Raw genomic sequence first — 12,673 nt, forward strand, 5'->3', positions numbered from 1 at the left:
TATCAAATTTGTTTATTTAAAATTTAGTAGAAATTTTCACTTATCAAACGATTTGCATTAAATTTATAAAATTTATAGATCAAATTCTTATGCCATTAGAAACAAAGAGATAGTAAAAACCTAGGGTAAGTGCGGTAACGTTTAGGCTGCCGCTTTTAGTAATGCTTAAAGACGCGCGCTGTTTGGCTTGATGAGCTATTTTGAGCCATTTTTGATGAGTTTGATAATGCGCTTTTGACTTAAACAGATCGATCAGCGTGGGCAGAAAGATCGGCTGGTTGCAGATGAAGCACTACTCTAAAATTTGAGCGCAAATTTTACAAATCTAGGGGTCAAATTTAGTCATTTTGGGCGTAAATTAAAACGTTAAGTCCGCGATTACAACAGAGGCAGTCAATTTGAACTATTAGATAAGCATATTTTTGTGCGGTTTATGGCAATTAGTCGTAAAGTATAAAAACATAAAATTTTAGGGCTAAATCTAGTTTTTTGGGCTTAAATTTAAAAATTTGGACGCTTCGATTTCAAATAATAAAATAAGCCAAATTTGAAAGGTGGGCGGTAAATTTATCGGGTAAAGACGGCTTTTGTAGGTTGTATGAAGGCAAGGTTTATCAAATGTAGCGTAAAGTTGGTTGCGGTTGATATGCCCACTAAATTTAACTACAAAACCAAATGAGATAGAAATTTATGGCTAAATTTGTTTGCTATGGTTTAAATTTTAGAAGCTACGATACTTAAAAAAGAGACCAAATTTACAACGAAAGCGCTAAATTTGAGCTACCAGAAAAGATGCTTTTTTATGGTTTATGTTCTGGCAATGCCTTGATAGATCGCGATATAAGGCGGATAGTTACGGCTGATGTGCGCTTACTAGTTTAACTATAAATAGAAATTTACGCCTAAATTTAAACATTTCTGGAGCTAAATTTAAAAAGATAAAATAGGGTAAATTTACAAAAAGAAGTAATAAATTTGAACTACTAGAAAATGCTGATATTATGCGCGGGGCATTGCTTGTGGCTATCGACAACGCAGTTGATTATAGTTGATGTATTCTCATCAAAATTTTTAATAACATAGAATTTACGACCAAATTTGACCATCTCAGGAGCCAAATTCTACTCATAAATTTATATCTTGAGCTAAATTTAAGAGTAAAAATAGGGTGGATTGTGAATTTGGGCTATTTAAAATAGTTGCCTTGTGTTGGTAGCAGTGTTTTGAGAACTAGCGACAATGGAGCTAGCTATGATAGCTCTGCTCTCATTAAATTTGACTAGAAAACTTAGCAGCACGAAAATTTACGACGAAATTTAGTCATTTCAGACTTAAATCTAAAATTTTACTAGCAAATTTTTAGCCAAATTTACACTGACTTTGAAATTTACTCTGCAATCATCTTGATCTAAAAACACTTCAGGGTAGCAGTTTGCCTTTTTAAAGGCATAGAAATTTGTTTGCTTTGTAGCTTTTGATCAGGCGATAAGCGTGCCTAAATTTGCAAAAATAAATTTAGTAGTGATCATTTTGGTTTTATAGATAAATTCTAGCGCCAGTTGTTATTTCTGGTAAGTGATATTTAGCGCCTTAGGGCAGGTTGATTGACTAACTATGGATCAAATTTAAGCCACAAGATATTTTGATTAAAATTAGCAAATGATCAAATTTAGCCCCCAAGCGAGGGCTAAATTTATATAAATTCTACAAAGATTGCAAAATTTTTGGTTTAGAAAATGCAGTGATCGGCTTGATCTCGCCTTTATATTTTTCTAAATTTACAAGGATCGTGTGTCCGCAGTTGCTTTGAGCGATGCTAGATGTGCCCTTGTCGCGAGTTAGGACATTGACGCAGCCATGCTTGCAAAGGCTCTTTTTGCCTAGCACTTCAGGATCGTACCATGCACCCTCGCAGATGGCGATGACGTGCTCTGGGATGATGTCAGTGACTAGCGCACCAACCAAAATTTCGCCCCTGTCGTTAAATACTCTCACCACGTCGCCAGTTGCTATGCCTTTTGCCTTAGCGTCATTTACGTTTATTAGCATTGGCTCTCTAGCGCTCACCTCAGCGTAGTTTCTGATTATTGAGTTATTTAGCTGTGAGTGGAGGCGGTATCTTGAGTGTGGGGTTGTGACGCTAAATGGATACTTTTTAGCTTTTTCGCTGCCAAGCCACTCAAACGGCTCTATCCAAGCAACGTGCGGCGCAAAGTCTTTGTAGCCAAATTTAGCGATAGTTGGAGAGTAGAGCTCTATCTTGCCAGATGGCGTGCCTAGGCGGTTTTTGTGAGGATTTTCTCTAAAAGCGCTAAGCCTTGTGTAGTATCTGCTCGCTTCGTCATCTTGCTCAAATCTAACATACCCCTCTTTCCAAAACTCATCAAAGCTTGGCATCTTGACATTTATGCCTTTAGCTTGCTCGGCTGCGTCTGCGTAAAATTCTTTCGCCCAGCCAAGCTCATCTTTGCCCTCTGTAAAGACCTCTTCTCTGCCCCAGCGTTTGCAGATTTGTGAGCAGATCCAGTAATCACTCCTGCTCTCGCCCATAGGCTCTACGACAGGCTTATAAGCTACGATGTACTCGTTAGTAGGCACGCTTTGGTTGATGTCATTTCTCTCGACTTCGAGGGCTACTGGCAAGACGATGTCGCTTAGTTTTGCTGTGCTTGTCCAAAATGGCTCAGCGGTTATTACGGTGTCAAATTTACGCCACGCTTTTACGGCGTTATTTACATCCTGATGTCTTGTAAACATCGATCCAGACGCCATGTAAGCCACTCTCATGTGTGGTAGCTTGATCTTTGAGCCGTCATAGTCTATCTCTTTGCCAGGGTTTTGCAAAGCCTCGATCGATCTTGAAGATGGGATGGTGACGTTTTTAAATTTCTTCCAAGGAGCGCCATCTACGTTGTCGTACTTCTCGCTTATGCTAGTGCTGATGCCTTTTAGTGACGGAGCGATCTTGTCTGTAGCGCCATTTGAGTAGTAGAGGTTAAACTCAAAACCAAGACCCTCTTTGCCTATCTGACCTAGCATCGCACTAAGTGTTACTATGCCCCAAAAGCTCATCTCGCCGTGATCTTGTCTTTGAAGTGACCTGCCTGCGATGATGACGCTTGGCTCTTTTGCAAGTGCTGTTGCAAATTTAGCGATATCCTCAGCTTTTACGCCACAAATTTTGCTCGCCCAGTTGATATCTTTTACCACCTTGTCGGTTGTGCCAAGTAGGTAGTCTTTAAATTTATTAAAGCCAACTGTGTATTTTTTGATAAATTCCTCGTCGTAAAGCTTGTTTTCATATAGATAGTGGCACATGCCAAGCATCATTGCTACGTCGGTATTTGGACGAACGACGATAGCTTCAGAGTCAAGGTATCTTGTGGTGTCGTTTTTAAAGACGCAAACGCTATAAGTTTTTATGCCTGCCTCTTTTATCTTTTTGATGCCAAGATAGCCATCATGTGTTGGTGGCTGCCATGAAATTTGATCAGTTACAAGCGGGTCAGTACCCCAAAATACAACGTTTTTAGCGTTTTTAGCGATAGCCTCCCACTTTGTCGGAGCATCATAAACGGCGCTGTTGCCTAAAACGTGAGGCATGATGACAAGGCCAGCTCCCGTTGAGTAGTCGCCGCTCTCTTCTACGTATCCGCCAAGCACTTTTAGCATCCTGTGACCAACAGTCCTACCCCAGCTGATCTTGCCGCTACCGCCCCACCAGTAGCACTCGCCGTAGATGCTCTCAGGGCCATACTTATCAAAATTTTCTTTTAAGGCTTTTGCTGCTAGATCAAGGGCGGTATCCCAGCTAACGCGCACAAATTCCTCTTTGCCGCGAAGCTCGCTCTTTGCTGCGCCTTTTGCTTTTAGATAGCTCTTTCTCACGTATGGATAGAGCACGCGGCTCTCGTTTTGGATGAGGTCTGGCAAGCTGTTGTTCATGGTATTTGGAAATTTATCGCCCTCAAATGGATCGACAGAGACGATTTGGTTTGAGTTGGTATTTGCCCAAAATAGACCAAATCTATTTGCGCCAAAGGTCTTGCTTTGATCAAAGATGGTCTTTGTCACGCCCTCTATCTTGTTTGCCTGCGCTGCTGTGGCAGCAAGTGCAGAAAATTTTATAAAATCTCGTCTTTTCATATTTTCTCCCTTATGAAAATTTATTTTACTTTTTTGGCATTGTGTTGTAGGTATTTAAGCACTAAATTTAGATCAGTTTCATCAAGTGCAACAAATTTCGCATCGACCATACCAGATAAATTTGCTGGCCACTGAGCGGCTGTAAAGCTGTTTGGCTCGTGCAGTCTGTGACATGCCGAGCAGGTCTCTTCGTAAATTTTCTTTGCCTTTGCGTAAAGCTCTTTTTGGTTGCCACCAAGCGCGTCATTTGGCACTTCATAAACGCCATCAGCTTGGTACCAAACCTCGCCATAGTCATCTTCAAGGTCTTTTACTTTTTTGAAATTTGCCTCGCTCTCGTCATCAAAAGCTACAAAAACTTCAGGATCTTCTACGCTTCTTTGAAGCTGAGCCAAGTAGTTTGCCGACACTACACCACTAACCTTGATCTTGCTCGTTTTATCGCCTTTTTCGACGACTTCAACTGGCGTTAAAACCTCGATCTTACCGATCATCTTGCCATCAAGTGTTATGTTCGCATCTTTTGCGATCACATCAGCACCAAAGGCAAGACTACAAGCTAGCACTGGGGCTAAAAATAGCATTTTCATTTGACAATCCTTAAAAAAAGAAATTAAATGAATTTTATAACCAGCACGCTTAAAATTATATTGCTATATTTAGAGAAAAGTAAGTATTTTAGGGGATTTGAAAGGTCTAAAGTAAATTTAAAGTTATAAAAATAGGGCGATTGCTCGCCCAAATTTACTTTAAGGATTATTTCTTCATCTGGATAGCGGTTTGTATCATCTCGTCGCTTGTTGTGATGCTTTTTGCACTCGCTTCGTAGGCCTTTTGCGTGACGATCACCTCGCTTAGTGCTTGACCAAGATCGACGTTACTCATCTCAAGCTTGTTTGCTAAAATTTGCGCCCCATAAACGGTCTCACCAGCTTTGTTTTTGTAAAAAAATGGCTCGCCAGAGTTGGCTGTGGCTTCATAGAGGTTGTCGCCAACCTTTGCCACGCCTTGGTCATTTATGAAGTGATAAAGCGCCACTTTTGCCACGGGGAATGCTCGAGTGTTGTCGAAATTTGCCATGATGTTGCCACGATCATCGACGCTATATTTTGATAAAAGCCCCTCAGCGTAGCCATCTCTTTTTATGTTGAAGTCTTTTCTAGCGTTTGCTGAGCTTGTCATACCGTTATAAACGTCCGCATCGCCGTCGCCCTCGAAGTTTAAATTTACGCCGCCAACGCTTGTTAGCGTATTTGCGATAAGCCTGCCGCTGCCATTAAATGTAAGCGAGCCCATCGCTGTATTTTGCACGGCTCCGCTAGCATCAGTTATCGTTGCCACAGCGTCCCAGATAGTCTGGTCGCCAGTTTGTGGGATCTGCTTGGTTAAATTTATAGTGACCAAACTCTTTGTGCCGTCTGCGTTGTAGATGTCAGAGGTTAGTTTCTCTTTGTTTGGCACTTCAACGAGCGATGTGACTTCAGCATTTACCTCTAAATTTGCAAAATCCATAAATTTAAGGCTCTTGTCGTTTATCTGCCAAGTGCCGTCACCCTCAAGTGTGGTTGAAAACTCGCTAAATTTACCATCGCCGTCTTTTACTTTTACGACCACGCTGTCGCCAGCCTTTGCGCCAAGAGATGTGGTGCTTAGCGGGATCTGTCCGTTTAGTGAGATCGTCTTGTTTGTATTATCAAGCGTGTAGGCGTATTGGCTAGCATCAAGCGCTGTCGTTTTTTTATCTGTTATGCGGGTTGAGTTTAGGTTGCCTTTTAGGCTGATGTTTGTAGTAGCCTCAGCTGGCATAAATAAAAAATGAGGCAGCGTTATGCCCTTTTGCGAGCCAGGATCGCCCAGACTTAGCTCCTCTTGCGAGACGGTAAAAGCTTGTGGCGCGCTTGAGGTTTGACCATATTTTTTAAGAGCGCTCGCGCTTGGCGTGGTCGGAGTGAAATTTGCAAGCGTGCCAAGTAGTAAATTTCCCCTAGTATCTACTAAATTTCCAGCCGCATCTATGTCAAAAGTGCCTGTTCTTGTGTAGTAGTTTTTACCTGTTTTATCGACAACGCCAAAGAAGCCATCTCCGCCTATGGCAAGGTCAAAGTTGTTATCGGTGCTTTGAAAGCTACCATTTGACATGTCAAGCGCAGTCGTTTGCTTAGTAGCTCCAAGTCCCACTTGATCGCTAGTTGGGCCACTGCCTGCTGAGACTAGGTTTTGGTTTATTAAATTTTTAAACTCAGGGATTGAAGCTTTGAAACCGACATTGTTTATGTTTGAGATGTTGTTTGACCAAACATCCATACCAAAGCTTTGCGTCTTGATGCCGCTAACCCCGTTGTAAAAACCTCTCATCATGGCTTTTAGCCCTCGTAATATTCAGATACTTTATCCATTGAAACGTATTCGCCAGCTACCTTCATCATAGCCTTGCCATCTACAAATTTCACCGCCTCGACTGGGTAGTTGCCTACTTGTGTTTTATACTCTTTGCCATCTTTGCCAGTGTAAGTCGCTGAAATGGTGTATGAGCCATTTGGCACTTGGTTGCCAGACGCGTCTTTGCCGTCCCAAGCTAGGTTATGAACGCCTGCATTTGTCTCGTTTAGATCAGTTGTTCTTACGACTTGACCATTTGCATTTTTGACCTCGATTTTGCCATTTGCAAGATCTGTCTTAAAGTAAAGCGCAAATTTTGCATCTTTTTTCTCATCTGTTAGTGTGACTGCATTTGAGCCAGTTGAGACCATCTTTCCAAGGGCTGAGATAGCGTAGGCATTTGCGTTTGATTTTAGCTGATTTACTAGCTCTTTCATCGCTTTGTTTGTATTTTCTTGCATCTCGACTGATGCTAGCTGGCTAGTTTGCGTTAGCATCTTTTCAGTATCCATAGGGCTTGTTGGGTCTTGGTGCTGAAGCTCGGTTAAAAGTAGCTTCATAAATGCATCTTTGTCAAGCTGTGAATTTGGGTTTGTGCCTGTGCCTTTTGCTGCATCTATTCTAGAGTTAGCCTTTTTCTCGGCATTTTTTTGTTGCGTTGTTTGTGTGGTTATATCTGAAACTGAAGCCATAATCTCTCCTAAATATATCTTGGTATTACTAGCTCAAGCAAGCTTTGTTCCGCTTGAGCGTTTTCGCTCTCGTCGCTTTGATTTGAGCTATATTTGTTCTTTGCTTGTTCTCTTTTTTCTTGTCTTTGGTTTTGGTCTGAGAAATTCATCTCAAGCTCGGTAAATCCCATATTTACAAGGCTGTTTTTAAACTCAGCTTGGTTTTGTAAAAAGAGGTTCATCGTGGCTGTTGTTGAGCTAAAATTTACATGTAAGTTATTGCCGCGATTAACCATCGTGATCTCGACCTCGCCTAAATTTAGCGGGTTAAGCGTGATGTTAAAGCGAGTGATCGGCGCTTTGTAGTTTTGCACCTGCTCTTTTAGCGTAGAAGAGAAGTTGCTAAGCGTCTCTTTTATCTCCGCTTTTGTTTGAAGCTGGTGTTTAGCGCTGTTTGCGATATCTTTTACCATTTGATTTAGCTCTGATTTATTATCGCTGCTAAAGGTCTCCTCGCTTGGCTCAGCCTCGCTCATCTGCTCTCTTTCTGGAAAGAGTAGCGACTCAAGAGTTGGGGCTTTTTGCGCCTTTTGCTCGTGTAAATTTACCTTTACTTTTGGCTCTTTTGGCTGCTCATCTGGCTCAATATCCACTATCTCATCATCAAGCTTTACTTCGCTATCATCTAGCTTTTTAGGCTCTTCTTTGACTAAATTTTTAACTTCGCTGACTGGATTTGCCACCACCTCTTTTAGCAAAGTATCAAGCTTTACGACCTCTTTTGGCTCGTTTTTGATGATAGTTTGTTCGACCTCGTTTTTTAGCTCTTTTAGGTAAAAAGGCTTGTCCTCGGTCTTTATCGGCGTGAAAAATTCCTGCTTGCCTAAATTTTTAAACATCTCGTTTAGTTTTGGCACATCTTCGTTTGAAATTTCTATATTTTCAAGGCCAAGGTCAAATTTCTTAGCAAGGTCGATAAGATCGCTAACGCTTTTAACGTTGCTAAGCTCTTCGACGTTTTGGGGCACACTTAAGAAATTTGCTATTTTGTCGCTGAAATTTGGAAATTTACTTACCTTTTCATTGCCATTTAGTATCTCTAAAACTTGCAAAAGCTGCATGAAATTTGCATTTTCATAGAGCTCATTTTTTGTATCTTCGTCCAAATTTTCTTCAAGTGCGGCCGAAATTTTTGCCACGCTTTCGTTTTGCGCCTTTTCTATCGTCTCTTTTTGGATATCAACAGTTTTTACTATCTCTTTGACATCCTTTTCGGTGATCTTTTGACCGCTATTTGCCTTGCTCGCAGCCGCATCCAAAACCATCGACAAAAACTCGCCGTTGTTTTGAGACTTCTTCGCAGCTGCAGGCTTTTTGGTAGCCGCAGGAGCTAGCAAATCTACGTTGTTTTTCGCTGTGTAAGCTTGCATTTAATCCCTTTAAATTTAAAAACTTAACGCTTACATGCAAAATCTATTCCAAAAATTAATTTCTTGATATCAGCTTAAAATTTATAAAAATTTGGCTATAATCTGCCCCTATTTTAAAACTGATAAAGCGAAAAATATCAAACTAATAAACGGAGAAAAATTTGGAAAAGATACGAAATATAGCCGTTATCGCGCACGTCGACCACGGTAAGACAACAATGGTTGATGAGCTTTTGAAGCAGTCAGGAACATTTAACGAGCATCAAAACCTTGGCGAGCGTGTAATGGATAGCAACGATATCGAAAGAGAGCGTGGCATCACGATCCTTTCTAAAAACACCGCCATTCGCTACAAAGATACAAAGATCAACATCATCGACACCCCAGGCCACGCCGACTTTGGTGGCGAGGTAGAGCGTGTTCTTAAGATGGTTGATGGCGTTTTACTACTTGTCGATGCGCAAGAAGGCGTTATGCCACAAACTAAATTCGTCGTCAAAAAGGCGCTCTCACTTGGACTTCGCCCAATCGTCGTCGTAAATAAGATAGACAAACCTGCAGGCGATCCAGACCGCGTTATAAATGAAATTTTTGACCTTTTTGTCGCGCTTGATGCAAATGACGAGCAGTTAGAATTTCCAGTCGTTTATGCAGCTGCAAAAAATGGCTACGCAAAGCTAAAACTAAGCGATGAAAACAAAGATATGCAGCCACTTTTCGAGACTATCTTAGCTCACGTGCCAGCTCCAAGCGGTAGTGACGAGAACCCACTTCAGCTTCAGGTTTTCACGCTTGATTATGACAACTATGTCGGCAAGATCGGCATCGCGAGGATTTTTAACGGCAAGATAGCTAAAAACCAAAACGTCATGCTTGCAAAGGCTGATGGCACAAAGACAACTGGTAGAATTTCAAAACTCATCGGCTTTATGGGACTTGATAGGATCGATATAAACGAGGCTGGCACTGGCGACATCGTAGCGATCGCTGGCTTTGACGCGCTTGACGTTGGCGATAGCGTCGTTGATCCAAATAACCCACATCCGCTTGATCCGCTCCATATCGAAGAGCCAACACTTAGCGTTGTATTTTCTGTAAATGACGGCCCACTAGCAGGCACTGAGGGCAAACACGTCACATCAAATAAGATCGATGAGCGCCTTGCAAACGAGATGAAGACTAATATCGCGATGAAGTATGAAAACATCGGCGAGGGCAAATTTAAAGTAAGCGGCCGTGGCGAGCTTCAGATCACTATCTTGGCTGAAAATATGCGCCGCGAGGGCTATGAGTTTTTACTTGGCAGACCTGAGGTCATCGTAAAAGAGATAAACGGCGTAAAATGTGAGCCATACGAGCTTTTAGTGATCGACGCGCCTGATGATACGACAGGCACAGTCATCGAAAAACTTGGCAAAAGAAAGGCCGAAATGGTCTCTATGAACCCAACAGGCGACGGCCAAACAAGGATAGAATTTGAGATCCCAGCTCGCGGCCTTATCGGCTTTAGAAGCCAGTTTTTGACTGACACAAAAGGTGAGGGCGTTATGAACCACAGCTTTTTGGAGTTTAGACCGCTTAGCGGCACCGTCGAGCACAGAACAAACGGCGCGCTAGTTTCTATGGAAAACGGCGTAACGCTTGCTTATTCGCTATTTAACTTGCAAGATCGTGGTGTGCTATTTCTTGATCCGCAGGCAAAAGTCTATGTGGGCATGATCATCGGCGAGCACAGCCGTCCAAACGACCTTGACGTAAATCCTATCAAGGGTAAAAACCTAACAAACGTGCGTGCAAGTGGTAGCGACGATGCGATCAAACTTGTCCCACCTAGAAAGCTAAGCCTTGAGCGCGCGCTAGAGTGGATAGAAGATGACGAGCTAGTCGAGGTTACACCTATAAATATCCGCGTTCGCAAGCGCTATTTAGACCCAACAGAGCGCAAAAGAAAAGCAAAACTATAATCCAAATTTGCTAGCAAATTCCCTTTGGTGCCAGCCAAAGGGCTAGCAAGTGAAATTTAATCCCCAAAACCAAATTTAATAATCTAGTTTGTAAATTTATCTGTTTGTGCCAAATGGAGCTGGCTAAATTTAGGTGAATTTTTGGTTTTAACTGATGTAAATTTAGAAAGGCTACTTTTTGTTTTTTGTTCTGGCGCTTCAAATTTGTAAATTTATTCTTGATAAGTAAATTTGTCTGATCTGATGCCGTCATGAGAAATTTATAGAGTAGTTTGTGTTTTACAAAGACTATTTTTGCCCGTGAAAAAGCAACTAGCTGTGGTGATTGAATTTGCTTTTTTGAATTTGCAAAAGGGTTAAATTTAGGTTTTGAGAGCTGTTAAATTTGCTTATTTGAGCATCTCAGCACCCAAATTTTGATAGTGGCTAAAATTTTAAATTTGTGGCGTGACTGATTTTGCTTTCGTGGTTGTAGTGGTGTTGCGTCGAATGGCTACTTTGTTCGCACAAATGAGCTAAATTTAATGAAATTTAGTCCTTTCTTGCTCTAAATTTGTAAATTTATGTGAGTTGGCGGAGCCTGAATGACTTAAATTTGGTTTTAGCTGGTAACTTTAGATATTGGCGCAAATTTATATCAGCCAGTGCTTGGCTAAAGCATCTGGCAGACTTTAAATTTCAAAATATAGTCTGGAGCGAGGCTTATAATACGAGATAGGCTAAATTTAGTTTGGACATTTGTAAATTTATCTAATTAGTAGATTAAATTTAAACCTTGTCTAAAAAACTAGCTTTTAAAACCGCTCTTGCAAGCTGTGAAATTTGGCAAATTTATCATCTCAAACCACAACAAAGCTACCTAAATTTATAAAAAGTGCAGGGAGCAAATTTAACTAGCGGATCTTTTTTAGTTTTGACTTTGAAATTTTATAAATTTTTGATGGCGTATCTTCAAAAAATCGTTCATCAACAACTTCATCAGCCACGCCTCTAGCCCAAGTTTCGTCAAATTTCATGCCATTTTTGTTTGCGCTACTTGAGTAAAGCCAGTCAAATTTGCTTAAGAATTTCTCGTGTTCGCACCCTTTTACGACCCTAATCGCTTTTAAATTTGGATATAAAAATGTCGTCTTTCTTGAGCGGCGGATGAAATTTTTATATTTTTTTGGCGCTCTAGCAAGCCCACGTAAAACGCTAAATTTAGCCGTCGTGATTAGGCAAGGTTTGCCCTCACTTCGCATTTTGGCGTGGTTTATCTCCTTGTAGTCTTTGCTTAAAAAGCCAGCCGTCGTGTCAGTTTGCGCTAGGTATATCATCTCTCTTCTTTGAAAGTAAAAATATGCATGATATGATGAGAGCAAAGCCTAAAAAGTCCCAAAAGAGGAACTTCGTCCCAAGCCAAAAGTAGCCAAAAAACGCGGCACTTAGTGGCTCTATGCAGGCTATCATGCTGGCCTTTGAGGCGCCTATGAGCTTAACTCCAGTCATATAAAAGCTAAATGCAAATATCGTGCCAAGCGTGAGCGCGACTGAGTATTTGGCATTTAGCCTTGCGGGAGCTAGGTTATAAACGCAGACGCAAACAGCACTTACCAAGCACCAAAATAGCGCTTTTGGCGAGATAACAAGGGCTGAAATTTGCGCGTGCGTAGCAAGAAAAAAGACGCCAAGCATCGCGCAAAGCAGAGCTAAAATTTCAAGCGGTCTTGGCGCTCGCTTCTCTTTTAGGCAGATGATGGCTAGGATGAGAACTGGGGCTGTGTATTGAATGACGGTCGCAACTGCGGCGTTTGAGAGCTCGATCGAGTAAAAGTAGGCATACTGCGTCATCATAAGTCCAAGTAGAGCGTATGTGAGAAGCTCAGCTAGCAGTTTTATGTCAGTAAGTGGCGCAAAAACGGCCTTTGGAGCCTTAAAAGCGTAGTAGAGCACGATAAAAGCTCCAGCTAGCAAGAGCCTATAAGGCACTAAAAAATCAGCGCTTATGCCTTGCAAGAAGAGATACTGCCCGCAAACTCCGCTAAATCCCCAAAGAACGCCACCAACTAGCGTAAGAAGCACTCCAAGTTGATGGCTGGACATT

8 protein-coding genes and 1 pseudogene are annotated in these 12,673 nt (G+C 41.6%); 1 reads left to right on the forward strand and 8 read right to left on the reverse strand.

The genetic code is table 11. The annotated features are described in order from the left end of the window. Window positions 1–1,704: 1,704 nt before the first annotated feature. The 5 genes and pseudogenes from MTT09_RS00970 to MTT09_RS00990 all read right to left on the reverse strand — a co-directional run. Complete coding sequence (locus MTT09_RS00970) at window positions 1,705–4,146, reverse strand: molybdopterin-dependent oxidoreductase (RefSeq protein ID WP_429802020.1); 2,442 nt, start codon at window positions 4,144–4,146, stop codon at window positions 1,705–1,707. A gap of 20 nt (window positions 4,147–4,166) precedes the next feature. Beyond that, a complete protein-coding gene (locus tag MTT09_RS00975) occupies window positions 4,167–4,736 on the reverse strand; it encodes a hypothetical protein (protein ID WP_103613530.1) in 570 nt (189 codons plus the stop codon). Between the two features lie 166 nt (window positions 4,737–4,902). Beyond that, window positions 4,903–6,504 (reverse strand): flagellar hook-basal body complex protein, encoded by a 1,602-nt coding sequence (locus MTT09_RS00980; protein ID WP_429802023.1) that lies wholly within the window; start codon window positions 6,502–6,504, stop codon window positions 4,903–4,905. A gap of 5 nt (window positions 6,505–6,509) precedes the next feature. Then, the gene (locus MTT09_RS00985) at window positions 6,510–7,217 is read right to left on the reverse strand and encodes a flagellar basal body rod modification protein (RefSeq protein ID WP_012001036.1); all 708 of its coding nucleotides are present in this window, start codon (window positions 7,215–7,217) and stop codon (window positions 6,510–6,512) included. Window positions 7,218–7,225: 8 nt separating this feature from the next. Further along, window positions 7,226–7,612, reverse strand: a pseudogene (locus tag MTT09_RS00990) (flagellar hook-length control protein FliK); the annotation flags it as partial. Window positions 7,613–8,787: 1,175 nt separating this feature from the next. Between MTT09_RS00990 and typA the strand changes: the two are divergent. Beyond that, window positions 8,788–10,590 (forward strand): translational GTPase TypA, encoded by a 1,803-nt coding sequence (typA, locus tag MTT09_RS00995; RefSeq protein ID WP_004317297.1) that lies wholly within the window; start codon window positions 8,788–8,790, stop codon window positions 10,588–10,590. Window positions 10,591–10,600: 10 nt separating this feature from the next. Here the strand turns inward: typA and MTT09_RS01000 are convergent, their stop codons facing one another. The 3 genes from MTT09_RS01000 to MTT09_RS01010 form a co-directional block, all read right to left on the reverse strand. After that, window positions 10,601–10,843 (reverse strand): hypothetical protein, encoded by a 243-nt coding sequence (locus MTT09_RS01000; protein WP_429802025.1) that lies wholly within the window; start codon window positions 10,841–10,843, stop codon window positions 10,601–10,603. 640 nt (window positions 10,844–11,483) lie between these two features. Next, complete coding sequence (locus MTT09_RS01005; RefSeq protein WP_103570528.1) at window positions 11,484–11,906, reverse strand: Sua5 YciO YrdC YwlC family protein; 423 nt, start codon at window positions 11,904–11,906, stop codon at window positions 11,484–11,486. Beyond that, window positions 11,884–12,672 carry a DMT family transporter gene (locus MTT09_RS01010; RefSeq protein ID WP_103570527.1) on the reverse strand — a complete coding sequence of 263 codons (789 nt, stop codon included), beginning with the start codon at window positions 12,670–12,672 and terminating at the stop codon, window positions 11,884–11,886. Before MTT09_RS01010 ends, MTT09_RS01005 begins: the two co-directional genes overlap by 23 nt. Window position 12,673: the final 1 nt, after the last annotated feature.

Origin of the sequence: Campylobacter concisus (assembly GCF_050447505.1) — a bacterium.
Lineage (GTDB): Bacteria > Campylobacterota > Campylobacteria > Campylobacterales > Campylobacteraceae > Campylobacter_A > Campylobacter_A concisus_BP.

What these genes read in the sequence shown, in the direction of transcription:
- MTT09_RS00975 (WP_103613530.1), bottom strand. Translation starts at nt 4,736, where the DNA reads ATGAAAATGCTATTTTTAGCCCCAGTGCTAGCTTGTAGTCTTGCCTTT.
- MTT09_RS00985 (WP_012001036.1), bottom strand. Translation starts at nt 7,217, where the DNA reads ATGGCTTCAGTTTCAGATATAACCACACAAACAACGCAACAAAAAAAT.
- MTT09_RS01010 (WP_103570527.1), bottom strand. Translation starts at nt 12,672, where the DNA reads ATGTCCAGCCATCAACTTGGAGTGCTTCTTACGCTAGTTGGTGGCGTT.
- MTT09_RS00980 (WP_429802023.1), bottom strand. Translation starts at nt 6,504, where the DNA reads ATGATGAGAGGTTTTTACAACGGGGTTAGCGGCATCAAGACGCAAAGC.
- MTT09_RS01000 (WP_429802025.1), bottom strand. Translation starts at nt 10,843, where the DNA reads ATGACGGCATCAGATCAGACAAATTTACTTATCAAGAATAAATTTACA.
- MTT09_RS00970 (WP_429802020.1), bottom strand. Translation starts at nt 4,146, where the DNA reads ATGAAAAGACGAGATTTTATAAAATTTTCTGCACTTGCTGCCACAGCA.
- MTT09_RS01005 (WP_103570528.1), bottom strand. Translation starts at nt 11,906, where the DNA reads ATGATATACCTAGCGCAAACTGACACGACGGCTGGCTTTTTAAGCAAA.